The sequence below is a fragment of the Streptomyces inhibens genome (assembly GCF_022221585.1).
Lineage (GTDB): Bacteria > Actinomycetota > Actinomycetes > Streptomycetales > Streptomycetaceae > Streptomyces > Streptomyces inhibens.
The window spans coordinates 1,759,008-1,780,713 of sequence record NZ_CP084681.1; the positions used below are offsets into that span (position 1 = coordinate 1,759,008).

General features: G+C 71.5%; 20 protein-coding genes. 9 read left to right on the plus strand and 11 right to left on the minus strand.

Annotation, left to right across the window (positions count from 1 at the left end):
* Positions 1-8: 8 nt before the first annotated feature.
* The 3 genes from amaB to KI385_RS08195 all read right to left on the minus strand — a co-directional run bounded on the left by amaB (position 9) and on the right by KI385_RS08195 (position 4,337).
* The gene (amaB, locus tag KI385_RS08185; protein ID WP_281066806.1) at positions 9-1,577 is read right to left on the minus strand and encodes an L-piperidine-6-carboxylate dehydrogenase; all 1,569 of its coding nucleotides are present in this window, start codon (positions 1,575-1,577) and stop codon (positions 9-11) included.
* 77 nt (positions 1,578-1,654) lie between these two features.
* Positions 1,655-3,115, minus strand: a complete 1,461-nt coding sequence (hglS, locus tag KI385_RS08190) for a 2-oxoadipate dioxygenase/decarboxylase (protein ID WP_238571548.1) — start codon at positions 3,113-3,115, stop codon at positions 1,655-1,657.
* A 34-nt stretch (positions 3,116-3,149) separates the two neighbouring features.
* The gene (locus KI385_RS08195; RefSeq protein ID WP_238571549.1) at positions 3,150-4,337 is read right to left on the minus strand and encodes an NAD(P)/FAD-dependent oxidoreductase; all 1,188 of its coding nucleotides are present in this window, start codon (positions 4,335-4,337) and stop codon (positions 3,150-3,152) included.
* Between the two features lie 234 nt (positions 4,338-4,571).
* Here KI385_RS08195 and KI385_RS08200 point away from each other — a divergent pair, with 234 nt between their 5' ends.
* Both KI385_RS08200 and KI385_RS08205 read left to right on the plus strand, forming a co-directional pair.
* Positions 4,572-5,552 (plus strand): LysR family transcriptional regulator, encoded by a 981-nt coding sequence (locus KI385_RS08200; RefSeq protein WP_238571550.1) that lies wholly within the window; start codon positions 4,572-4,574, stop codon positions 5,550-5,552.
* A 304-nt stretch (positions 5,553-5,856) separates the two neighbouring features.
* Positions 5,857-7,059, plus strand: a complete 1,203-nt coding sequence (locus KI385_RS08205; RefSeq protein ID WP_238571551.1) for a sialidase family protein — start codon at positions 5,857-5,859, stop codon at positions 7,057-7,059.
* Between the two features lie 9 nt (positions 7,060-7,068).
* Here the strand turns inward: KI385_RS08205 and KI385_RS08210 are convergent, their stop codons facing one another.
* Entirely contained in the window at positions 7,069-7,476 is a 408-nt protein-coding gene (locus KI385_RS08210; RefSeq protein ID WP_238571552.1) for an STAS domain-containing protein, read from the minus strand.
* A 323-nt stretch (positions 7,477-7,799) separates the two neighbouring features.
* On the opposite strand from KI385_RS08210, the gene KI385_RS08215 reads away from it, so the two are divergent.
* The 5 genes from KI385_RS08215 to KI385_RS08235 all read left to right on the plus strand — a co-directional run bounded on the left by KI385_RS08215 (position 7,800) and on the right by KI385_RS08235 (position 12,948).
* Positions 7,800-8,561, plus strand: coding sequence for a DeoR/GlpR family DNA-binding transcription regulator (locus KI385_RS08215; protein WP_238571553.1), 762 nt, complete (start codon positions 7,800-7,802; stop codon positions 8,559-8,561).
* Positions 8,562-8,737: 176 nt separating this feature from the next.
* Entirely contained in the window at positions 8,738-10,117 is a 1,380-nt protein-coding gene (locus KI385_RS08220) for an ABC transporter substrate-binding protein (protein WP_425356887.1), read from the plus strand.
* Complete coding sequence (locus KI385_RS08225; protein ID WP_238571554.1) at positions 10,098-11,078, plus strand: carbohydrate ABC transporter permease; 981 nt, start codon at positions 10,098-10,100, stop codon at positions 11,076-11,078. Before KI385_RS08220 ends, KI385_RS08225 begins: the two co-directional genes overlap by 20 nt.
* A complete protein-coding gene (locus KI385_RS08230) occupies positions 11,075-11,959 on the plus strand; it encodes a carbohydrate ABC transporter permease (protein ID WP_238571555.1) in 885 nt (294 codons plus the stop codon). The genes KI385_RS08225 and KI385_RS08230 overlap by 4 nt, the downstream gene beginning before the upstream one ends.
* Positions 11,956-12,948 (plus strand): zinc-dependent alcohol dehydrogenase family protein, encoded by a 993-nt coding sequence (locus KI385_RS08235; RefSeq protein ID WP_238571556.1) that lies wholly within the window; start codon positions 11,956-11,958, stop codon positions 12,946-12,948. Before KI385_RS08230 ends, KI385_RS08235 begins: the two co-directional genes overlap by 4 nt.
* Here the strand turns inward: KI385_RS08235 and KI385_RS08240 are convergent.
* The 5 genes from KI385_RS08240 to KI385_RS08260 form a co-directional block, all read right to left on the minus strand.
* Positions 12,860-13,996, minus strand: a complete 1,137-nt coding sequence (locus tag KI385_RS08240) for a DUF5937 family protein (protein ID WP_238571557.1) — start codon at positions 13,994-13,996, stop codon at positions 12,860-12,862. The genes KI385_RS08235 and KI385_RS08240 overlap by 89 nt on opposite strands.
* A 171-nt stretch (positions 13,997-14,167) precedes the next feature.
* Entirely contained in the window at positions 14,168-14,635 is a 468-nt protein-coding gene (locus tag KI385_RS08245) for an NUDIX hydrolase (RefSeq protein ID WP_238571558.1), read from the minus strand.
* Positions 14,636-14,639: 4 nt separating this feature from the next.
* Positions 14,640-16,187 (minus strand): ATP-dependent DNA ligase, encoded by a 1,548-nt coding sequence (locus KI385_RS08250; protein WP_238571559.1) that lies wholly within the window; start codon positions 16,185-16,187, stop codon positions 14,640-14,642.
* A gap of 72 nt (positions 16,188-16,259) precedes the next feature.
* Positions 16,260-17,657, minus strand: coding sequence for an FAD-binding oxidoreductase (locus KI385_RS08255; protein ID WP_238571560.1), 1,398 nt, complete (start codon positions 17,655-17,657; stop codon positions 16,260-16,262).
* A gap of 28 nt (positions 17,658-17,685) precedes the next feature.
* Positions 17,686-18,663 (minus strand): antibiotic biosynthesis monooxygenase, encoded by a 978-nt coding sequence (locus KI385_RS08260; protein ID WP_238571561.1) that lies wholly within the window; start codon positions 18,661-18,663, stop codon positions 17,686-17,688.
* A gap of 94 nt (positions 18,664-18,757) precedes the next feature.
* Between KI385_RS08260 and KI385_RS08265 the strand changes: the two genes are divergently transcribed.
* Positions 18,758-19,324 (plus strand): nucleoside deaminase, encoded by a 567-nt coding sequence (locus tag KI385_RS08265; RefSeq protein ID WP_238571562.1) that lies wholly within the window; start codon positions 18,758-18,760, stop codon positions 19,322-19,324.
* 7 nt (positions 19,325-19,331) lie between these two features.
* On the opposite strand, the gene KI385_RS44180 is transcribed toward KI385_RS08265, so the two are convergent.
* Positions 19,332-19,442, minus strand: a complete 111-nt coding sequence (locus KI385_RS44180) for a hypothetical protein (protein WP_342593442.1) — start codon at positions 19,440-19,442, stop codon at positions 19,332-19,334.
* A 345-nt stretch (positions 19,443-19,787) separates the two neighbouring features.
* Here KI385_RS44180 and KI385_RS08275 point away from each other — a divergent pair, with 345 nt between their 5' ends.
* Positions 19,788-20,396 carry a TetR/AcrR family transcriptional regulator gene (locus KI385_RS08275; protein WP_238571563.1) on the plus strand — a complete coding sequence of 203 codons (609 nt, stop codon included), beginning with the start codon at positions 19,788-19,790 and terminating at the stop codon, positions 20,394-20,396.
* Between the two features lie 54 nt (positions 20,397-20,450).
* On the opposite strand, the gene KI385_RS08280 is transcribed toward KI385_RS08275, so the two are convergent.
* Entirely contained in the window at positions 20,451-21,590 is a 1,140-nt protein-coding gene (locus KI385_RS08280) for a hypothetical protein (protein WP_238571564.1), read from the minus strand.
* Positions 21,591-21,706: the final 116 nt, after the last annotated feature.

A 21,706-nucleotide genomic window follows, 5' to 3' on the forward strand; every position in this document is an offset into this window, starting at 1 on the left:
GCGGGCGTTCAGAGGAAGTTGACGCCCTGGGCGAGCGGGAGATCCGCGGAGTAGTTGACGGTGTTGGTGGCCCGGCGCATATAGGCACGCCAGGCGTCGGAGCCGGACTCGCGGCCGCCGCCGGTCTCCTTCTCGCCGCCGAACGCACCCCCGATCTCGGCCCCTGATGTGCCGATGTTGACGTTGGCGATCCCGCAGTCGGACCCGTCGGCGGCCAGGAACCGCTCGGCCTCGCGCTGGTCGCGGGTGAAGATGCTCGACGACAGGCCCTGCGGGACGCCGTTGTGCAGGGCGATGGCCTCGTCGAGGGTGCGGTAGGTCAGGACGTAGAGGACGGGGGCGAAGGTCTCGGTGCGGACGATCTCGGTCTGCTCCGGCATCCGGACGATCGCCGGGCGGACGTAGGCGGCATCCGGTGCCTGTGCCTCGTAGCACCGCTCGCCGCCGGTCAGCAGTTTGCCGCCGGCCTGCTGCGCGGCGGCCAGCGCATCGGACATCGCCGTATGGGCGGCGCTGCTGATGAGCGGGCCGACGAGCGTCGACGCGTCGAACGGGTCGCCCAGCGGCAGTTGGCCGTACGCCTGCACGATGCGCTCCACGAGACCGTCGGCGACATCCTCGTGGACGATCAGCCGGCGCAGCGTCGTACAGCGCTGGCCCGCGGTGCCGGCGGCGGAGAAGACGATGCCGCGGACAGCGAGGTCGAGGTCCGCGGAGGGGGTGACGACGGCGGCGTTGTTGCCGCCGAGTTCGAGCAGACAGCGGCCGAAACGGGCGGCGACCCGAGGGGCGACCAGCTGCCCCATCCGTACCGATCCGGTCGCGCTGACGAGCGCCACCCGCGGGTCGTCGACCAGCCGCTCACCGCACGCCCGCGCCCCGAGCAGCAGCCGGTGCACCCCGGCGGGCGCGCCCACCTCGACGGCCGCCCGGGCGAGCAGTCCGTCGCAGGCGAGGGCGGTGAGCGGGGTCAGCTCCGACGGCTTCCATACGACGGTGTCGCCGCAGACCAGGGCGACGGCGGTGTTCCAGGACCAGACGGCGACCGGGAAGTTGAAGGCGGAGATGACGCCGACCACGCCGAGCGGGTGCCAGCTCTCGGAGAGCCGGTGGCCCGGCCGTTCGCCGGCGATAGTGCGGCCGTAGAGCTGCCGGGAGAGGCCCACGGCGAAGTCGCAGATGTCGATCATCTCCTGCACCTCGCCGAGCGCCTCGGAGCGGATCTTGCCCGCCTCGATCGTGACCAGGTCGGCGAGCTCCTCGCGGTGCGCGGTGAGAAGTTCACCGAGCCGCTTGACCAGCGCGCCGCGCCGTGGGGCGGGCACGGTGCGCCAGTCCTGGAACGTACGGTGCGCCTCGGCGATGGCCGCGTCGGCCTGCTCGGGTGTGGTAGCGGGGAGGTGGGCGAGGGTGCCGCCGGTGAGCGGGGTACGGGCGGCGAGGGTGTCGCCTTCGTGTGCCGGCGGCGCGGTATGGGCGTCGAGGTCGATGCCGCAGCGGCGGAGGGCGGTTGCCGCGCGGGCGCGCAGGGTGGTGGTGTCGGGGAGGCGGGGACCGGCGGCAGGGGTCGCGGGCATGTTGGGGCTCCTCGGGAGATCCGGATGAATGGGCCGGCAGAGCGGTCAGGGCTTTCAGGGCGGTCAGGGGCAGGTGGTCAGAGGGCCGGGGCTCCGGCGTCCGGATCGCCGCTGTCCTGATCGGCGGCGACCAGTTCTCCGTCGTCCAGAGCCCGGAGTGCCGCGCACGCCCCGAGCGTGAACAGCGCCTGCCGCAGCGAGCGGTCCTGCTGTTCCGCGTAGAGCCCGAACGGGTCGAGCACCGGCCGGCCGATCGCTTCGGAGAGGCGGTGTGCGTCGAAGGGGGTGCCCGCCAGCTCCGCGTCGCGGGTGCCGTCCTCGGTCAGGTTGGACCGGAAGATGCCGGCGGCGGAGCGGGGCAGGAAGTCCTCGTAGACGATGGGGTGGGCGGTGAGCCAGCCGTGGGTGAGCAGGCCGGTGAGGTCGGCGGGCGGGCGGCGTCCGTCCCGGGGCCGTCCGGTCACCGGGCGGTAGGTGAAGAACGCCTGGTGTTCCACGGCGAGTTGGTGTTCGGTGCCGGGGAAGCCCCGCTGCCACAGGGCACGGGCGATGTCCTGCCGGTCGGCGTCGGGGCGCAGCCCCGTCAGGCGGTCGGTCTCCGCCATCAGGCCGTCGTAACGGGCCCGGCCCGCGCGGGTCAGGGCGATACCGCGCGCCTCGACCTCGCCGAACCGGACCCGTAGCGATCCGCCGGTGACGCTCCCGTCGGGCTCGCGGAACTTGCGTGGCTCGGCCAGGGCCCGGAAGGAGGTCTGCCGCAGCAGCACATCGGGCCCGGCCCAGCGTGGTGGCCCCTGGATCCGGTCGATCATGGTGATACCGCGCTCCTCCATGCGCCGGTAGAGGGCGTCGATGTCCAGGACGCGCGGGGTGAGGTGGTTGATATGGGTGGCCGCCACCCCGCCGATGTCGGCGGCGACCGCCGAGACCCGCTCCAACTCGGTGTACCAGGCGCGGTCGACGGGTTCCGGGGACAGTTCGAACGCGGCGACCGCGAGGGCGAGGAAGCGTTCGGCGCCGGACTCGGGGAGCCCGGCCTCTTCCTCGGCGCGCTCGGCGAGGGCGAGCAGCTCCGGCGGGAAGAGCTGCCGGCGGGCGAGGAAGGCGTCGAGCCGGGATTCCAGGCCGGCATCGAAGAAGCGGCGGTCGGAGGTGGTGAGCAGCGAGGTGAAGACGCGGAAGGGGTTACGGTCCAGTTCGTCGGTGTCGGTGGGCCGGAAGGCGGTGGAGACGACGGGTACGGCGCCCTCGTCGCCGTCGCGCAGGTCGTAGAAGCCCACCGGATGCATGCCGAGGGCAGCGAAGATCCGGGCGGCCTGGCGGAGTTCCTCGGGTGTGCCGACGCGGATCGCGCCGTGGCGTTCGGCGGTGACCCGGCCGATGCTGCCGAACCGGCCGGCATCCGGGTCCCGGGCCGCGACCTCGTCGTTGACCTGCCCGGCCACCTCCAGCAGCGTGGTGTACGCGGGGACTTCGGTGCCGTACATGTCGGACAGCCGGCGGGCGAACGCGGCGCGCAGTTGCCAGGTGGGGACCATGGGGAACTCCCGGGACGAGGGGTGGGGGCAGGGGTCAGATGATGTGGGCCTCGGGGCGGACGGCGCGGCCGTCGAAGCGGGTGGCGGCGAGCGGACCGACGTCGAGGAACGGCTCCCGGCCCAGGTAGAGGTCGCGGACCAGCTCCCCCACCGCGGGGGCCTGCAGAAAGCCGTGGCCGGAGAAGCCGGTGGCGTACAGGAAGCGGCCGACGTTCCGGGCCTCGCCGATCAGCGCATTGCGGTCGGGGGTCATCTCGTAGAGGCCGGCCCAGCCGTCGACGACCGGGAGGCGGGCGAGTGCCGGTGCGCGGCGGGCGGCCGCGGTACGGAACGGCTCCAGCCATTCGTGGCTGAACTCCCGTTGGAATCCGGGCTGTTGGCGGGGATCGGACAGGCCCATGAGGAGGCCGCCGGCGGCGTCGTTGTGGAAGTAGAGGGTGGAGTCGTAGTCGAGGGTGAAGGGGATGCGGGGCGGGGCGGGGCGCAGTGGTCCGGTGAAGGCGATCTGCCGGCGCAGCGGCGTGACGGGGAGTTCGACGCCCGCCATCGCGCCCAGGGCGCCGGACCAGGCGCCCGCGCAGCAGATGACGGTGTGGGTGCGCACGGTGCCGTGCGGGGTGCGGACCGCCTGGAGTGTGCCGTCGGCGGTGTCGATGGCGGTGACCGGGCAGCGGGTGCGGACGGTCACGCCGAGCCGGCGGGCCGCGCGCAGATAGCCGGCCACCGCGGACCTGGGCAGCGCATAGCCGTCGGTGGGTGAGAAGGCGGCGGCGACGATGCCGCTCGGGTCGACGTACGGGCACAGGTCCTGGGCGGCGCGCGGGGTGATGATGCGGCTGGGTACGCCGTATGCGTTCTGGACCTCAACCCCCTCGGTGAAGGTGGCCAGTTCGCTGTCGTTGCCGAGGAGGAAGAGATAGCCGACGTTCTCCAGTCCGATGTCGGCGCCGGGCCTGCGGACGAAGTCCCGCCAGGCGTCCAGGCTGCGCAGGCCGAGCCGGATGTTGAGCGGGTCGGAGAACTGGGCGCGGACGCCGCCGATGGGTTTGCCGGACGAGCCGGACGCCGGCCGGTCGCGCTCCAGCAGGAGCACCCGGGCGACGCCCGCCTCGGCCAGGTGGAACGCGATGCTCGCCCCGATGACACCGCCGCCGATGATCACGACGTCGGCCTGCTCGGGGACGGGGACAGGGGCATCGGCCGAAGCCGTCGTGGAAGCCATCCGGGCCGCCTTCCCGTCTTCTTGTTCCGGACGGAGTGGGATGTGGGATGTCGGAGGTGCCGGAGCGGGTGGCGGGTCGGCCACCGGTGGTTCAGATGGTGGCGGGCGGACCGTGCCGCGTCCATGCACAGTTGCTGGACGCGATCTCTTAAGAGTTCTGGGCGTAGAGGGGTTTCGCAAGGCGGCACACCTCGTGGCGCCGGGCGCCTGAGGGCCCGTGGATAGGGTGCCGCCATGGAATTGCCAGGTGTCCAGCTCAAAACGCTGCTGGAGCTGACCCGGAGCGGCACGATGACCGCGGCGGCCGCGGCCCTCGGCTACACGCCGGGCGCGGTGTCCCAGCACATCGCGGCGCTGGAGCGGGCCACGGGCACGGAGCTGGTCCGGCGGACCGGGCGCCGGGTGCAGCTGACGGACGCCGGGCACACCCTCGCCACCCACGCGGAGCGGATCCTGGCCGCGCAGGCCGAGGCGGTGGCGGCGCTGGAGCGCACCCACGGCGAGGTCCGCGCGCGGCTGCGGCTGGGGGTTTTCGGTACGGCGGCCGCCGGGCTGCTGCCGCCGGCCCTGCGCCGCCTCGGTGCCCGGCATCCCGGTGTGCGGGTGGAGAGCCGTGAGGTGGATGTGGACCAGGCGTACACGGAGGTGTGCGCCGGCCGGGTGGATCTGGCGCTCGGCCTGGATTATCCGGACGCGCCGCTGGTCCGGGACGGCACTGTGGAGTTGGTGCGGTTGTGCACCGAACGGTTCTCGCTGGCGGTACCGGCGGGGCTGCCGCCGTGGGACGCCTACGACGCGGGAGCGAAGGACGACGGGGCGGACGACGCCGAGGGGAACGAAGAGGGGACGGACGACGCGGAGGTGGGGACCGCACCGCTGCGGCTGGCGGACACCGCCGGCTTCGACTGGATTCTGCCGGCGCCCGGCTCGTACTACGGGCGGGCCGTCCGCGCCGCCTGCCGCCGGGCCGGCTTCGAACCGCGGGTCGTCCACGAGGTGACCGACACCGCCACCTCGCTGGCGATGGTCGGGGCGGGGCTGGGTGTCGCGCCGCTGACGGAGCTGATGCTGCGGCTGCGCTCGGAGGGCATCACGTCCGTGCCGCTGCGGGATCCGGTCGTCCGGCACATCGTGGTCGCGGTCGGCTCCGCCGCGCGCCGGCGGCCGTCGGTGGCGGCGCTGATCGACGCACTGCGCGAGGGCGCGGCGCCGTAACGGGAATCCCGCCGCCGTCACCCCGCGGCAAGCCCAGGACCCGGCACCTGCGCTCCCCCTCTCGGGGCGTAGGACGTCTGATGTCCGATGCCGCGTTCGACCCTAAGGTCCCGCCACAGCCCCCGCAAGACGCATACCCCCACCTCACACCGTCGCTCACACGGGCCCCGCACGGCCCATCACTCCACTTGCTCCCCGGAGTTGACTGCCCCTCACCATGACCTTAGATTCACAGGACGTCTGATGTCCGATCCCTCCGTTATGCCCGTCGCGTCCCGCGCCGCGTCCCGCCCTGGAGGTCTCGGTGAAAGCTGCCCGTCCCGTCACGCTGGCCACCCTGCTCGCCGCCGGCGCCGGCCTGCTGTCCGCCCCCGCGGCACCCGCCGCCGAACCGCGCCTCGTACCGCTCCGTGCCACCGCCCGGCCGGCCCTGTACGAGACCACGGATCTGGCGGTATCCGGGCAAGGAGCGCACACCTACCGCATCCCGGCACTGACCACGCTGCCGGACGGCAGCCTCATCGCGGCGTACGACCGGCGCAACGCCAGCGCGGCCGATCTGCCCGGCAATGTGGATGTGATGGTGCGTCGGAGCACCGACAAGGGGCGTACATGGAGCGCCCCACGGGCGGCGGTGGACTACGACGGCGGGGTGGGCGCGGGAGACCCGAGCCTGCTGGTCGACCGGAAGACCGGCCGGGTCTTCCTCTTTCATGCGTACGCGCCCAAGGGCGTCGGGTTCGGCAACGCGGGCGCCGGCAACGCCCACGACAGCACCACCGTGCTGCACACCGACTACAGCTACTCCGACGACCGGGGCCTCAGCTGGCACCACCGGCGCCTCACCCATGATCTCAAGGACCCGTCCTGGCGCGGCATCTTCGCCTCGTCCGGCTCCGGCAGCCAGCTCGCCGGCGGGCGGCTGCTGCAGCAGTACGCGTTCCGCAAGGCCGACGGCAGCATGTGGGCGGCCAGTGCGTACAGCGACGACCACGGCGCGACCTGGCACATGGGGACGCCGGTCGGGCCGCTGATGGACGAGAACAAGACCGTCGAGCTGGCCGATGGCCGCGTCATGCTCAACAGCCGCACCAGCAGCACCACGAAGCGACTGGTCGCACACTCACGGGACGGTGGACTGTCCTACAGCGCCCCGGCCCCGGACGACGAGCTGATCGACCCGGCCAACAACGCCTCGATCCTGCGCTACGACCCGGCAGCGCCGGCGCACCAGCCGCGGTCGCACTGGCTGCTGTTCAGCAATACGGCGAGCACCGGCGCGCGCGAGAACCTGACCGTGCGGGCATCCTACGACGACGGCGAGAGCTGGCCCATCTCCCGGGCCGTCGCACCGGGCGCGGCGGCCTACTCCACGCTGACCCGGCTGACGGACGGCACCTTCGGGCTGCTCTACGAGTCCGGCCCGTACCAGAAGATCACTTTCGCGCGGTTCGACGATGCCTGGCTGGGGGTGAACTGCCCGGGCGGCCTGCCGTCACCCGGCTGAACCGGTGCTTCACACGGACGGGTCCTCCGCCGCGGGCGGCCAGGCCGGGCGGCTGCCGTCGGGGACGGCGGCCAGCGCATGGCCGACCGTGGGGTAGCAGGAGAAGACGCCCAGGGACTGGGTGCCGACCAGCAGGCGCAGCATCCGCACGCCGAGCGAGGCCAGCAGCAGCCGGCCCTCCAGGCGCCGGCACAGCCATTCGAGGGCGAGCAGACAGCTCAGCCCCCGCGAGTCGCAGAAGCGCAGGGCGGTCAGATCGAGCACGAGAAAGCGGTGACCGGCCGAGACCACCGACCGTGCCTCGGCGAGAAAGGCCTGCTCGGTGCGGAGATCCAGTTCCCCGCTGACGCGCAGGACCGCGCACTCATCCGCCTGCACGATCGCAGTGACCGCCAACGACCGCATCTCCGAGCTCATGCCGTCCAGACTAAGCGCCGCCGTCTGCCGCACCACCGCTGCGGCCCGCCGGCGTCCCCGGGCCCACACCCGCCCGCGGCCCCCGCCCGTGGCCTCGGCGCGGGCCCCGCGACGGGCCCGCACGAAGGGCCCGACGGACACCCTCCAGGGCATCCTCCCAGGCTGACGCCTGTCTGAAGCGGGCAAAAACGGGCAAGTTTTCTACCGTTACGGGCAGCCGTGGACGCTGCTGCGATTGCTATAAACCTGATGCGGGCGGAAACGGGCAGCTCCGTGACCGAACGCAGACCGGAAACACCCCAGACATCGGGCAGGAGTGAGCCATGAGGGCCGAGGAACGCCAGCACCGCATCCTCGCGCTCGCCCGGCAGTCCGGCCGGGTCGAGGTCGCCGATGCCGCGTCGGAGTTCGGAGTCGCCCGCGAGACCGTACGCCGGGATCTGAGCGAGCTGGAGCGCCGCGGCCTGGTCCGGCGCACGCACGGCGCGGCGTACCCGGTCGAGAGCGCCGGCTTCGAGACCACACTGGCCCGGCGGGAGACCCAGCAGGTGGCGGAGAAACGGAGGATCGCCGCGGCCGCCGCGGCACTGGTCGGAGAGGCCGAGACGGTCTTCGTCGACGAGGGCTACACGCCCGAACTGGTCGCGATGCTGCTGCCCACCGACCGTCCGCTGACCGTGATCACCGCGTCACTGCGGACCGCGTCGCTGGTCGCGGCGTCCGAGTCGGCCACCGTGCTGCTAGCCGGCGGGCGGGTCCGCGCCGGGACGCAGGCGACGGTGGGGTCCTGGGCCCGGGACATGCTCGCCCGGTTCGTGATCGACCTGGCGTTCCTGGGGGCGAACGGCGTCTCCCGGGAGCACGGGCTGACCACTCCGGATCCGGCGGTCGCCGAGGTGAAGGAGCAGGCCGTGCGCTCCTCGCGGCGGCGGGTGCTGGTCGGGGTGCACAGCAAGTTCGGCGCCAGCAGCTTCTGCCGGTTCGCCGATGTGAGCGACTTCGACGCGATCGTCACCGACGCGGGGCTGTCCGCGCCGGAGGCTCATCGCTACTCCCTCCTGGGGCCGCAGGTGCTCCGGGTCTGACCGGGGCGGGGGCCGCCCGGACGACCGGCCCCGTAGGAAACCACCGCCACCGCACCGCCGAAGGCCACACCCCCGGCCCTCGGACGGTCCCCCGAGCCTGCCCGGAACACCGCGGCAATATCCCCGTACCCCCGATATCCCCACCTCCCTCAGACGTCCCCTGAAAGGCAAGAGCCGTGAGATCACGATCCCTCGGGCAAGGCCGTACCGGCCGCGCCATAGCGCTGACATCGATCACCCTGACCCTGTCGCTGGCCGCCACCGGCTGCTACAGCGGCGCCAACAGCGCGGACAGCGGCGGTCCGCAGACCATCAATGTGCTGATGGTGAACAACCCGCAGATGGTGGATCTGCAGCGGCTCACCGCCGAGCACTTCACCAAGGAGACCGGCATCAAGGTGAATTACACCGTGCTGCCGGAGGACGATCTGCGCGACAAGATGAGCCAGGACTTCTCCAGTCAGGCCGGGCAGTACGACGTGGCGAGCCTGAGCAATTACGAGACGCCGATCTATGCGCGCAACGGCTGGCTCTCCCCGCTCGGCGATCGGGCCGAGAAGGACCCGGAGTTCGACCAGAGCGACATTCTCGCCCCGGTCCGCTCCTCGCTCACCGCCGCCGACGGCAAGGTCTACGCGGAGCCCTTCTACGGCGAATCGTCGTTCCTGATGTACCGCAAGGACCTCCTCAAGGAGGCGGGGCTGACCATGCCCACACGTCCTACGTGGCACCAAGTCGCCGACATCGCAGGGAAGCTGGACGGATTCCGCAAGGGCATGAAGGGCATCTGCCTGCGTGGCCAGGTCGGTTGGGGCCAGTTGGTGGCCCCGCTGTCCACCGTTGTCAACACCTTCGGCGGCACCTGGTTCACCAAGGACTGGCAGGCCAAGCTGGACAGCCCGGAGTTCACCAAGGCCACTCAGTTCTACGTCGATCTGGTCCGCAAGCACGGCGAGGCGGGCGCGCCACAGGCCGGGTACACCGAGTGCCTCAACGATATGCAGCAGGGCAAGGTCGCCATGTGGTACGACGCGACCGCCGGCGCCGGCTCGCTGGAGAGCTCCGATTCAAAGGTCGCCGGGAAGGTCGGCTACGCGCCGGCGCCGGTCGAGCGGACGGCGGGCTCGGGCTGGCTCTACACCTGGGCGTGGGGCCTGCAGAAGGCCAGTACGCACCAGGACGCGGCCTGGAAGTTCATCCGCTGGGCCTCCAGCCAGGAGTACGAGCAGCTGGTGGGCCGCACTCTGGGCTGGTCGAAGGTGCCTGGAGGCAAGCGGGCATCCCTCTACCGGAACCCTCAGTATCTGAAGAATTCGGGGGCCTTCGCCAAGGCGACCAAGCAGGCGATCAGCTCGGCCCGGCCCAACAACCCCGGCGTTCAGGAACGCCCGGCCCCCGGCATCCAGTTCGTCGGTATCCCCGAGTTCGCCGACCTGGGAACCAAGGTCTCCAACGAGGTGAGCTCGGCGATCGCCGGCAAGCAGAGCGTGCCCGAGGCCCTCAAGAAGAGCCAGCGGCTGGCGCAGGAGGTGTCCGATGCATACGCCAACCGCTGAGGCGACCCGGCCCGTCGAGGCCGTCGCCGCGGCTCCCGGCCGTCAAGCGGCCCGCGCCCGGCGCGCACAGCGGGCGAAGGACTGGGCCCGGCGCGCTCCCCTGCTGCCCGCGCTGGTCTTCCTCATCATCGTCACCCAACTCCCGTTCGTGGCAACGGTGGTGATCTCCTTCACCCGCTGGAACGCGCTGGCCCCCGACAACCGCGGCTTCGCCGCCTTCGACAACTACACGGCCGTCTTCACCGACCCGGCGATGCGATCCTCGGTGGGTACGACGGTGCTGCTGACGGTGACCGTGGTGCTGGTCAGCCTGCTGCTGGGGCTGGGCCTCGCGCTGCTGCTGGACCGCAGCTTCCGCGGCCGCGGCATCGTCCGCACCCTGCTCATCACCCCGTTCCTGGTGGTGCCCGTCGCCTCCGCCCTGCTCTGGAAGCACGCCCTCTACAACGCCTCGTACGGGCTGCTCAACGGCGCGCTGACGTGGATATGGGGGCTGTTCGGCAGCGACGATCCCCCGCAGCCGGACTGGATGACCGATTCACCGCTGGCCGCGGTGGAGGTGTCGCTGATCTGGCAGTGGACACCGTTCATGATGCTGATCCTGCTGGCCGGGCTGCAGAGCCGGGCGACGGACGCCATCGAGGCGGCCCGGATGGACGGCGCCTCCGCCTTCGACATCTTCCGCTATCTCACCCTGCCGCATCTGCGCCGCTACCTGGAACTGGCCGCCCTGCTCGGGACCATCTACGTCGTCCAGAACTTCGACGCGGTGTTCACCATCACCTCGGGCGGACTCGGCACCGCGAACCTTCCGTACACCATCTACCAGACCTTCTACCAGGCCCATGACTACGGACGGGCGTCCGCACAGGGCGTCGTCGTGGTGCTGTGTTCGCTGGTCGTGGCCACCTTCGCGCTGCGCGCCGTCTCGTCCCTGCTGCGCGAGGAGGTCACCCGATGAACAGCGCACCCCTGTCCCCGCGCCGCTCCCGCGGCCCCGTCTCCCCCGACGCACGGCGCCGGCGGCGCACCGGCAGCCTGCTGGGCCTGGTGGCCTGGCTGTGCGGGATCGCCTTCTTCCTGCCCGTCGCCTGGATGGTGCTGACGTCCTTCCACAGCGAGACGGACGCGGCGACAAATCCGCCGAGCGTCGGAGCCGGGCTCAGCCTGCACGGCTACCAGGAGTTCTTCGGCGCGGGCACCGGCGTCAGCCCCTGGCCGCCGCTGATCAACTCGCTGACCGCCTCCGTCGTCTCCACACTTGTCGTCCTACTGCTGGCCGTACCGGCGGCGTACGCGCTGTCGATCAAGCCGGTGCGCAAGTGGAGCGATGTGATGTTCTTCTTCCTCTCCACGAAGATGCTGCCGCTGGTGGCCGGTCTGCTGCCGGTCTATCTCGTCGCGCAGAACACCGGGATGCTGGACAGCATCTGGCTGCTGGTCATCCTCTACACCTCGATGAACCTGCCGATCGCGGTGTGGATGATGCGCTCGTTCCTCTCGGAGGTCCCGGTAGAGATGCTGGAGGCCGCGTCGATCGACGGCGCGGGGCTGCACACCACCCTGCTCAGGATCGTCGCCCCCGTGGCCATGCCGGGAATCGCGGCCACCGCGCTGATCTCCTTCATCTTCAGCTGGAACGAGCTGCTGTTCGCCCGGGTCCTGACGGGCATCGTGGCCGGTACGTCGCCGGTGTTCCTGACCGGCTTCGTCACCAGCCAGGGCCTGTTCCTGGCCAAGGTGTGCGCCGCCGCCACCGTGATCTCCCTCCCGGTGCTCATCGCCGGGTTCGCCGCCCAGGACAAACTCGTCCAGGGCCTGTCGCTTGGAGCCGTGAAATGAAAGCCGCAGTGATCAGCGCCCCCGGCAAGGTCGAGGTCACCACCGTGGTGGACCCGACGCCCGGGCCCCGCGAGGTCGTGGTCTCCGTCGCGGCCTGCGGGCTGTGCGGCACCGATCTGCACATCCTCCAGGGCGAGTTCGCGCCCACCCTCCCCGTCGTCCCGGGCCATGAGTTCGCCGGTACGGTCGTCGCCACCGGCAGCGCCGTCACCGAACTCACCGAGGGCGACCGGGTGGCCGTCGACCCCTCCCTCTACTGCTTCGAGTGCCACTACTGCCGCACCGGCCGCAACAACCTCTGCGAACGCTGGGCCGCGATCGGGGTGACCACCTCCGGCGGCGCCGCCGAGTTCGCCGTCGCGCCCGTCGCGAACTGCGTCAAGCTCCCCGACCACATCCGTACCGAGGACGCCGCCCTGATCGAACCGCTCTCCTGCGCGGTACGCGGCTACGACATCCTGCGCTCCCAGCAACTGGGCACCCAGGTCCTCATCTACGGCTCGGGCACGATGGGCCTGATGATGCTCGAACTGGCCAAGCGCACCGGTGCGGCAGGCGTCGACGTCGTCGACATCAACCCCGAGCGACTGGCCACCGCCCGCACCCTGGGCTGCAGCAACGCGGCCGGGTCGGCCGACGAGCTGGACCGCCCGCGCGGCTGGGACGTGGTCATCGACGCCACCGGCAACGAACGCGCCATCCAGGACGCCCTGGGCCGGGTCGGCAAGGGCGGCACCTTCCTCCAGTTCGGCGTCGCCGACTACGCCGCCCGCGCCACCATCGAGCCCTACCGCATCTACAACCAGGAGATCACCATCACCGGCTCCATGGCCGTCCTGCACAGCTATGAACGCGCCGCGGAACTCTTCGCGGCCGGCGTCCTCGACCCGGAGATCTTCATCAGCGACCGGCTCCCGCTGGACGACTACGCCGGGGCGCTGAGCCGCTTCCAGGCGGGGGAAGGACGGAAGATCCAGGTGCTGCCGTAGCCCGGAGGTGTGGCGCGGGAGCGGCCGGCGGCCGGCCGCTCCCCAGGCGTACCGGCGCGAGTTCACCGTGCAGAAGCGCGGTGCCGAGCGGGGTGAGGGCATGGATGACGCAACCGCCGTCGCGGTGGCTGCGGGCCAGGTTGGCCTCGCGCAGTGCGCTGACATGCTCGCTGGCCGAGGGGGCGGAGACCCGTAAGCGGCGGGCCAGTTCACCGGTGGTCGCCGGGTCGTCGAGGGCGGCGAGGATCCGGGCCCTGGTGCGGCCCAGCAGGGTGGACAGCGCCTGTGGGTGGCGGCCGCGGGAGGTGGCCGGGGCCCAGGCGGTGGAGTGTGCGACGGGGTAGACCAGGACCGGCGGCAGTCCGGGGTCGGCGAGGGCGATGGGTCTGCGCCGGCAGAAGTGGGAGGGGATCAGGCGCAGTCCGCGTCCGTGCAGGCGCAGATCGCGCTCGTAGGGATAGTCGACGTGCAGCACCGGTGGCTCCCAGCGGAGCGTGGGGCGGAAGGTGTTGAGCAGCGCGTCGACGCCGTCGTGGCAGAGCGTGCGGGCGCGGGCGCTGCGGTCGCAGTCGACCGTGGCGGACACCTCCGTCCAGTCGGGGGCGATCACCGCGCGGTGCACCTCCTTGAACGCGTCGGCCAGTTCGTCGAGCGGCTGCCGGCTTCCGGTGGCGAGTGCGCCGGCCCAGCGCGGCAGCCGGTCCGGCAGTGCGGCGCGGGCGGATTCCTCGGTCAGCCGCGCCCGGGGCGTGTCCCGTAACGCGGCCAGCCCCGCCGCCAGGCCGTCGCGGGCCGCGTCGGGGGTGAGGAAGTCCGGGAAGTAGCGGGCGTCGGCCGGGGCCAGCGCGCTGATCAGCCGGGCGGCGCGGGTCAGGCCCCGCTCGTCCAGCTCGCGGCGGGCGCGGTCGCGCCAGGCGGCGTAGACCGCTACGCCGCGGCCCGCCGGCGCCAGCTGGTGCATCGCGAGCACCGTTTCCCAGAGCGGATCGGGCTCGGCGGCGATCTGTACGCGCGCGACATCCCGTTCGTCGAAGTGGATGTGCAACATGCGGCCCCCGCGGCATGCTCATGACCCTGTCGGCAGGGCCCCGTTGCGGGGCCTGTCGTACGGCCCCGCGGTCAGACTGCCCGGCGGGGACCGGCGGTGTCCAGGGCGGGTTCGGGGCCCCGGCCATGCGCGGGTGGTGCGGCCGGGTGCGCGGGGCGCCGGGCGGCACTCTCAGCCTTCGAGATGTCCGGCCAGCCGCTCCAGGAACGCCTGCTGGCCTCGCACCATGCGCTCCCGGGCCTGTTCCGGGGTGAACCACGCCACCTTGTCGATCTCGGGGAAGCTGCGGATCGTCCCGGACCCGCGCGGCCACTCCATCTCGAAGGTGCCGGGCTCGATCCGCTCCGGGTCGAGATCGCTCTCGACGGCCCAGACGGTCACCACCTTGCCGTTCGCCTGACGGGTCTCCCCCAGAGGTACGTACGGCCCGTCCGGGGGCGGCATCCCCAGCTCCTCCTCGAACTCCCGCCGGGCCGCGTCCTGTGCTTCCTCCGGTGGTGCGTACTCCCCCTTGGGCACCGACCAGGCTCCCGCGTCCCGCCGGGCCCACAACGGCCCGCCCATGTGGCCCAGCAGCACCTCGGCACCCCTCTCGCCGCGTCGGTACAGGAGCAGCCCGGCGCTTCGTTTTCCCGTCATGGCCCTACTCTTCCCCACCGGTGTGCGCGGCGAGCACGGTCTCCACCGTGTCCGCCTCCGCCGCGGTCTTGTCCTCCCGGTAGCGCACCACGCGCGCGAAGCGCAGGGTCACGCCCGCCGGGTAGCGCGAGGACGTCTGCAGTCCGTCGTAGGCGATCTCGACGACGAGTTCCGGACGCACCGTCACGACATGGCCGTCGTCCCGCACCGCGAGCTCCCGCAGCCGTTCGGTCTGCCAACCGAGGGTGGCGTCGGTGAGTCCCTTGAAGGTCTTGCCCAGCATGACGAAGCCGCCGTCCGGCCCGCGCGCGCCGAGGTGGAGGTTGGACAGCTTGCCGGTGCGCCGGCCGTGCCCCCACTCGGCCGCCAGCACCACCAGGTCGAGGGTGTGCACGGGCTTCACCTTCAGCCATGCGGCGCCCCGGCGGCCCGCGCTGTACGGGGCGTCCAGCGCCTTGACCACGACGCCCTCGTGGCCCCTGCGCAGGGTCGCGGCGAAGAAGTCCTCGGCGGCCGCGCGGGCGGCGGCGTCGGCCGGGTCCCGGACCACGCAGCGGCGCACCCGCAAGGGCTCGGGGACCAGCCGGGACAGTTCCATGTGCCGCTGCTCGCCGGGCAGTTCCAGCAGATCGCGGCCGTCGACCGACAGGACGTCGAAGAAGACCGGGGACAGTGGCAGCGCGGCGTGTGCGGCGGAGACGTCCACCCGCGAGCCGAAGCGGCCGGCGACCCGCTGGAACGGCACCGGACGGCCCGCACCGTCCAGCGCGATCACCTCGCCGTCCAGGATGAAGCGTGTGGCCGGCAGCGCGCGGGCGACGGCGGTGACCTCGGGCAGCCGGTCGGTGACCTCGTCCAGGGTGCGGGTGTGGATGCGGACGTCCGGCCCGTCCCGGTGCACCTGTACGCGGATGCCGTCGAGCTTCTCCTCCACGGCACAGGCGCCGAGCCGCTCGACCGCCTCGGCCACGGACTTGGCGCTCTGCGCAAGCATCGGCCCGACCGGCCGGCCGACGGTGAGCCGGAATTCCGCGAGTGCCTGCGACCCTTCGGCGAGCAGCGCGCGGGCGACGTCCCGCAGCGATCCCGCCAGCATCACGGCCCGTCGTACGTCTGCCGGGGGCACCTGTGTCGCCGCGGCGAGCCCTTCGACCGCGAGGGCGTCCAGCGCGCCCTGCCGTACCTCGCCGGTGAGCAGGCCGATCAGGAACCGCTGCTCGTCCTCGGTCGCCGCGGCCAGCAGCTCGCGTACCAGGCGGCGCCGCTCACCCTGTGCCCCGGCGCCCGCGACCCGGGCCAGTCCGGTCAGCGCCGCGTCCACCTCGCGCACGGTCAGCGTGGCGTGGTCGGCCGCCGCGACCGGCTCGCGCAGCACGCTCCAGCCGATCCCGATCCGCCCCTGCGGCAGTCGTCCGGCCAGATACGGGATGACCACGGGGGCGTCCTCCGGTGCGGCGGCCCGGAACAGCCCGGCCAGCAGCGCGATCTTCTGTGAACGCGCCGATGTCGCGGCGACATCCCTCGACACCTGTGCGAGATCGGCCAGCAGCATACGGCCATGGTGCCTCCGCGACGTCGTCCCCGCTTGCCCGGCCGGGGACGCCGCGGGTGCCCGGGCCCTGGGTCACGGGGCGAGGTAGGAGTGGAAGAGGTTTTCCGGGTCCCACTGGGCCTTGATCTCCTGTAGCCGGTCCCAGGTGGCGGGGGCGTACGAGCGCCGGGCCCGTGCGGGGTCGGCCTCCAGGTCCGTTTCGGCGATGTAGTGGCAGCCCTTGCGCTGCGGGTCCACGGCGGCCATCGCCTCCCGCAGCCAGCGTGTGTTGGCCTCGTCCTCGGCCGGGTCCTGCCAGACCGCGTAGCAGACGAGATAGGACTCGCCGAGCGGGGCGAAGGCCATGTTCCGCAGCAGCGCGGGGACCTGGGAAACCGGCTGCACGGGTGCGAGCACAAGGGACTTGCCGGAGGGTGCACGGGCCATCGCGTCGGCCATCCGCGTCAGCTGGGTTCCGTAGCTCTCCGGCGACCACAGGGTGTCCGTCGCGTACCGGTGCGCCGGTGGCCAGACCGCGACCGCGCCCTCGTGCAGGGCGGCGAACGATGTCGGCCCGGGCAGCTGTCTTGCGACGGCGAGTTCGCCGAAGGGGCAGTCGGCGAACGGTTCGAGCGCCGCGAGGGCTTCCCGCTGCGTGGTGGCGAACGCGGTGGCGGCGACGGTGATCCGGGGGCCCGGCGCAGCCGTGTCCGCCGGTTTCGCGGAGGGCACGAGGACGAAGGCCGTTTCGACGTACGGCGGGAGTTGGCGCGCGAGCGGGGCCGCCCAGCCGGTCACCCGGGCGGCCTCGGCCAGCGGGAAGGAAAGGCTGGTCGCCATGATCGACGCGGGGTGGGGGTGCAGGGTCAGGCGGAAGCGGGTGACGGCGGCGCAGAATCCCGGCCCGGCGCCGCGCGCGGCCCAGAAGAGATCGGCGTGCTCCGTCTCGCTACAGGTGACCGTCCGCCCGTCGGCGGTGACGGCCCGGATCTCCTGCACGTCCGCGCACGAGGCGCCCCATGCGCGGGAGTTCCAGCCGAGACCGCCGCTGAGCAGGAATCCGCCGACCGCCACGGAGGGGCAGTGGCCAACGGGGAAGGCCAGTTCGTGCGGGGTGAGGGCGGCGACCAGGTGCCGGCCGGTGGCGCCCGGCCCCACCGTGGCCGTCGCCGGGGCGGCTGCGGTGGCGGGGGTGACGGCGCACCGGCGGAGCCGGGAGAGATCGAGCAGCAGACCGTCGTCGCGGAGCGGCGAGCCGGACCAGTTGTGCCCGCCGGAGCGTATCGAGATATGTAGTCCCTGCGTACGGGCGTATCTGACGGCGTGCGCCACGTCCTCCTCGGATGCGGCCCGCATGATGAGGGCGGGGAACCGCCGCGGCATGACCTCGTTCCACACCGCGTCGGTGCGGGCGTTCTCGTAGCCGGGGTCGCCCCGGCGGATCAGGCTTCCGTCGATGTCGGGCGTGGGTGCCGGTGTCCGTTGGCGCATGGTGGCCTCCTCGCCACGCGGCGGATCGTCAGCGGGTGATCAGGGCGAAGACGGCGAGGGACACCAGATAGCCGAGCACCACCACCGCGGCGCCCATCACCTGCACCCGGCGGCCGATGGCCCGGCCGGGCACCAGCCAGAAGGCGAGCCCCCTGTTCACCAGAGGCATCAGCAGCCAGGTCAGCGCGCTGACGCTGAGGATGTTTCCGATGAACAGGCCGAGGTATTCGTGGATCTTGAGGTGGTTCAGCTCAAGTCCCACGGTCAGGTTGATGACCATCACGGTCGGATAGAGGGCCAGGAGCACGGTCATGGCCTGTTTCCAGTTGGGCGGAGCGCCCTCACCGTTGCCGTGGTCGAACTGGAACCAACCGCTGAACGCCGAGGCGACCTTGCGCACGTCGTAGGAGGTGAAGTACCTGCGCCCCTCCTCCAAAAGCGTCTCGCGCACATCGGATTCGAGCCACTCGTCGAGGTGCTCGCGGGAGTCGAACCGGAAGACGACGACCCAGTGCTCCTGAACGCCCTTCACCGGCTTGAACAGCTCGGAGCCCATGAATCCCGGCGCCTTCTCCTGTGCTTTGAGCGCCTTCTCCTGCCAGTTCAGAAATTGCTGTTCGTATCCGGGCTTCACCACGTGGGAGATGACGGCCGTGACCACCTCCGGAGCCACCTGGGCCGGACTGCCGCCATGGAGCACCTCCTGCGTCGGAGGTGCGACGAAGAGTCCGCGCGCTTCTTCGAGCAATTCCTGTCGCCGGCCAGAATCCAGCCAAGCGGTCAGGTGGTCCATTCCGGAAAAGCGGAAAACGGCCACCCATTCATTGGCTTCACCGGCACCGGGCGGATACACCTCGGCGCCCACAAAACCTTCGAATTCGCGGGCAGCCTGGTTCGTCTTGTCCTGCCAACGCTGATACTCGTCGGTCCGGCCTTCGCGCACCTTCTGCGAGGTCACAACGGTGGCGTTGTCAGCCGCGGAACCACGGCTTGCACGGGCACTCACCTGGAGTAGCCTAGTACATAAGCGATTTTCAGGGCAAATCGGGACTTTATCTAACCGTTCCGCCAAGGAATCGATGCCGATCGGAGACTCCGTAATGGGACAGAAAGAACTCCTCACAGAGGCCGTACGGCTCGCCACGGAATCCGTGGAGAACGGCTGGGGCGGCCCGTTCGGCGCGGTGATCACGCACAACGGGGACATCATCGCCCGCGGGCAGAACCGCGTTCTGCTGACCGGCGACCCCACCGCCCACGCCGAGGTGGAGACGATCCGGAAGGCCGTACAGGTCCTCAACCCTGAGGCTCCATCAATCGCCGTGGCGCATGAGAACGAAAGCACTCTGGAATACGTCCCCCGCCCCGAGGGGTCACCGGACCCCCTCCCGGAACGCGCCCGTATGCTGCAGGGCTGCTCGATCTACATCAGCGGTGCCCCCTGCCCGATGTGCATGAGCGCCATCTACTGGTCGCGGATGGATGCGGTGTACTACAGCTGCGACCTGGACGACACCGCGAGGATCGGCTTCGACGACACATTCCAGTACGAGGACTTCAAGAAGCCGCTCGACCAGCGGAGGATCAAGGTCGAACAGATCTACCCCGAGCTGGGCGCCCATGCGTACGAGGCGTGGACCAACCGCGAGGAGAAGCATCCGTACTGACGGCGGATCAAGGCTGTCGGCTCTCGTGCACGATCTCACCGCCGACGACGACCGTCTCGGCGACCGTGCCCGGGATGTCTTCGGCAGCCACCCGCAGAATGTCCCGGGACAGCACCACGAAGTCGGCAAGCTTGCCGACGGCCAGTGAACCCCGTTCCTTCTCAAGGAAGTTGGCCTACGCGGAGCCCATCGTGTACGCGTACACCGCGGTCTCGACACTCACCGTCTCGGCCGGCTGCCAGGCCTTCCGCACCCATCTCTGAATGCCGATATCTTGAATGCCGTTCTAACTTTTAGGACGGCATTCAAGATGTGGGACCGCTTCCCCGCCCGTCAAGACCTCTGCGGAAATTCACGGATAGGGTCGGGAGGCAGGGACCGGGCGGGACGAGGCAGGGACCAGGCGGGACCGGGACGCACGACCGGGGCGCAGGGTCCGCACGGAAGAGCAGAGGCGATACGGGTGGCAGGGGCGGCACGGCGGCGCGACGGGCACATCGCCCAGGAACGGATGCTTGAGGAGGCCATGGCCGCGATCGCCGAGAACGGTCTGGCCACGCTCACCATGTCCGCACTCGCCGAGCGGCTGGGTACCAGCGGCGGGCACATCCTGTACTACTTCGGCAGCAAGGACCTGCTGCTGCTGGAGGCGCTGCGCTGGAGCGAGGCCGCACTCACCCAGGAGCGGCACGCGCTGCTGGCCCGACGGCTGACCGCGGAGCGCAAACTCGACCTGTTTCTGGAGCTCTATCTGCCGCGCGGCCCCCGTGACGCCCGCTGGATGCTGTGGATCGAGCTCTGGGCGCGTACGCCCTCCAACGAGTCGCTGCGGCGCGCCCAGGAGGAGATGGACCAGGGCTGGCAGGACGACCTGGAGGCGCTGCTCGCCAAGGGCGTGGCACGGTCCCGGTTCGTCCCCATGGACGTACCGGCACGTGCCTCGGAACTCCTCGCGCTGCTCGACGGGTTGAGCACCCGGGTGGTGCTCGGCCAGCGCGGCACCGACCGCGACCGGGCGCTGTCGGTGGCGCGGTCGGCGACCCAGCGCCTGATCGTCAGGGCCGAGAGGTGATCCTCGGGGCCGAGAGGTGATCGTCGCGGCCGAGAGGTGATCGTCGCGACCCGCTCACTCGTACATCACATACTCCGGTTGCGGCCGCAGGGCCAGCACCTCCTTCGGCGTCATCAGGCGGCTGCCCTGCGCATCCTCCTCGTAGAACAGCTTGAAGCCGGTGTGCAGCCCGTCGGGCAGATCGCTGACCAGCCGACGCCAGGTACCGCGCTTCAGACCCGGTGAGCCGATACCGTCGGCGCTCTTGATCAGCGCCACGCCGGGCTGCGGCCGCAGCGCGGACTGTTCGCGCACCACGGACGTGGCCACCTGGTGGAAGACCAGCGGCTTCTGCGGCAGGTCGTGCACCTCGACCAGCTCCGACAGATAGCGGGCGACCTCGGTCAGCTCATGGCCATCGGTGTGTCCGTAGGAATCGCCGGGCACCTCGCCGGCGCCCATCTCCCACTCCGGGTCGAGCGCGACACCCACATCCGGATGGACCAGCCACTCGCGCAGCGCCTTGACCTCGTCGAGCACCGACGCGCGCCCCGGCTGGATGTTCAACAGCAGCAGCGCCCGCCGCCTGCGCGCCAGTCGGTGGAAGCGGCGGACGGTGGCGGCGGGCGTCCGCGAGCGGTAGGTACCGTCCGGGCCGGCCGCGGCATTGGCGACCACCGCCAGCAGTTCGAGCACGGGCAGCGGTTCGCGCCCACCGGCGTACGAACGCGCCACCTTCGCTATCTCGCCGGCCCGCTCCCCGGGATCACCGGTCCCGAGCCGGCCGAGCGCCGCGGCGCCGGGCAGACCGCAGAACCCCACCAGCCGATACCGCGGGAACAACTCCCGCCCACCACGCGGAAGTTCGGGCCGTCGCCGCTTCGCCGGATGGTCCGAGGGGCGCGCGGTGGCCGGGGCGGAGCGGCTCGGTGATCCGGGCGGGTCCGACGTGCCCGCCGGACCGGACGGGGACTGCCGCGCGCCGCCGCCGGGCGGTGACTTATGGGGAGGCGAATCGGCACGCGAGGACGATTCGGCGCAGGCGGCGAGCAGTCCGAGCCCCGCCGCCGCCGTGGCGGCGAGCACCCCGCGTCGGCTCGCCCGGGACGCACCTGTCCTGGCCTCGCCCCGCCCTGACACCTCCTCACTCCGCCCTGACGCCTCGCCGCTCCGCCGCGCCCCCTCGTCGCCCCGCCGTACCCTCTCGTCCGCCACACTGCCTCCGTCCCCCGGCATTCCGGCCGATGGCCGAACGCCGGCTGTTCCGTGGACCGGTCCGCCCCGTGCAGTGCGCATCTCCAGACCACTCGCGGCAAAACCCGGCCGGCCCG

Excerpts from the sequence above, each read along its gene's own strand:
- amaB (WP_281066806.1), bottom strand. The coding sequence starts at position 1,577 with ATGCCCGCGACCCCTGCCGCCGGTCCCCGCCTCCCCGACACCACCACC.
- hglS (WP_238571548.1), bottom strand. The coding sequence starts at position 3,115 with ATGGTCCCCACCTGGCAACTGCGCGCCGCGTTCGCCCGCCGGCTGTCC.
- KI385_RS08195 (WP_238571549.1), bottom strand. The coding sequence starts at position 4,337 with ATGGCTTCCACGACGGCTTCGGCCGATGCCCCTGTCCCCGTCCCCGAG.
- KI385_RS08200 (WP_238571550.1), top strand. The coding sequence starts at position 4,572 with ATGGAATTGCCAGGTGTCCAGCTCAAAACGCTGCTGGAGCTGACCCGG.
- KI385_RS08210 (WP_238571552.1), bottom strand. The coding sequence starts at position 7,476 with ATGAGCTCGGAGATGCGGTCGTTGGCGGTCACTGCGATCGTGCAGGCG.
- KI385_RS08215 (WP_238571553.1), top strand. The coding sequence starts at position 7,800 with ATGAGGGCCGAGGAACGCCAGCACCGCATCCTCGCGCTCGCCCGGCAG.
- KI385_RS08225 (WP_238571554.1), top strand. The coding sequence starts at position 10,098 with ATGCATACGCCAACCGCTGAGGCGACCCGGCCCGTCGAGGCCGTCGCC.
- KI385_RS08230 (WP_238571555.1), top strand. The coding sequence starts at position 11,075 with ATGAACAGCGCACCCCTGTCCCCGCGCCGCTCCCGCGGCCCCGTCTCC.
- KI385_RS08235 (WP_238571556.1), top strand. The coding sequence starts at position 11,956 with ATGAAAGCCGCAGTGATCAGCGCCCCCGGCAAGGTCGAGGTCACCACC.
- KI385_RS08240 (WP_238571557.1), bottom strand. The coding sequence starts at position 13,996 with ATGTTGCACATCCACTTCGACGAACGGGATGTCGCGCGCGTACAGATC.
- KI385_RS08245 (WP_238571558.1), bottom strand. The coding sequence starts at position 14,635 with ATGACGGGAAAACGAAGCGCCGGGCTGCTCCTGTACCGACGCGGCGAG.
- KI385_RS08250 (WP_238571559.1), bottom strand. The coding sequence starts at position 16,187 with ATGCTGCTGGCCGATCTCGCACAGGTGTCGAGGGATGTCGCCGCGACA.
- KI385_RS08255 (WP_238571560.1), bottom strand. The coding sequence starts at position 17,657 with ATGCGCCAACGGACACCGGCACCCACGCCCGACATCGACGGAAGCCTG.
- KI385_RS08265 (WP_238571562.1), top strand. The coding sequence starts at position 18,758 with ATGGGACAGAAAGAACTCCTCACAGAGGCCGTACGGCTCGCCACGGAA.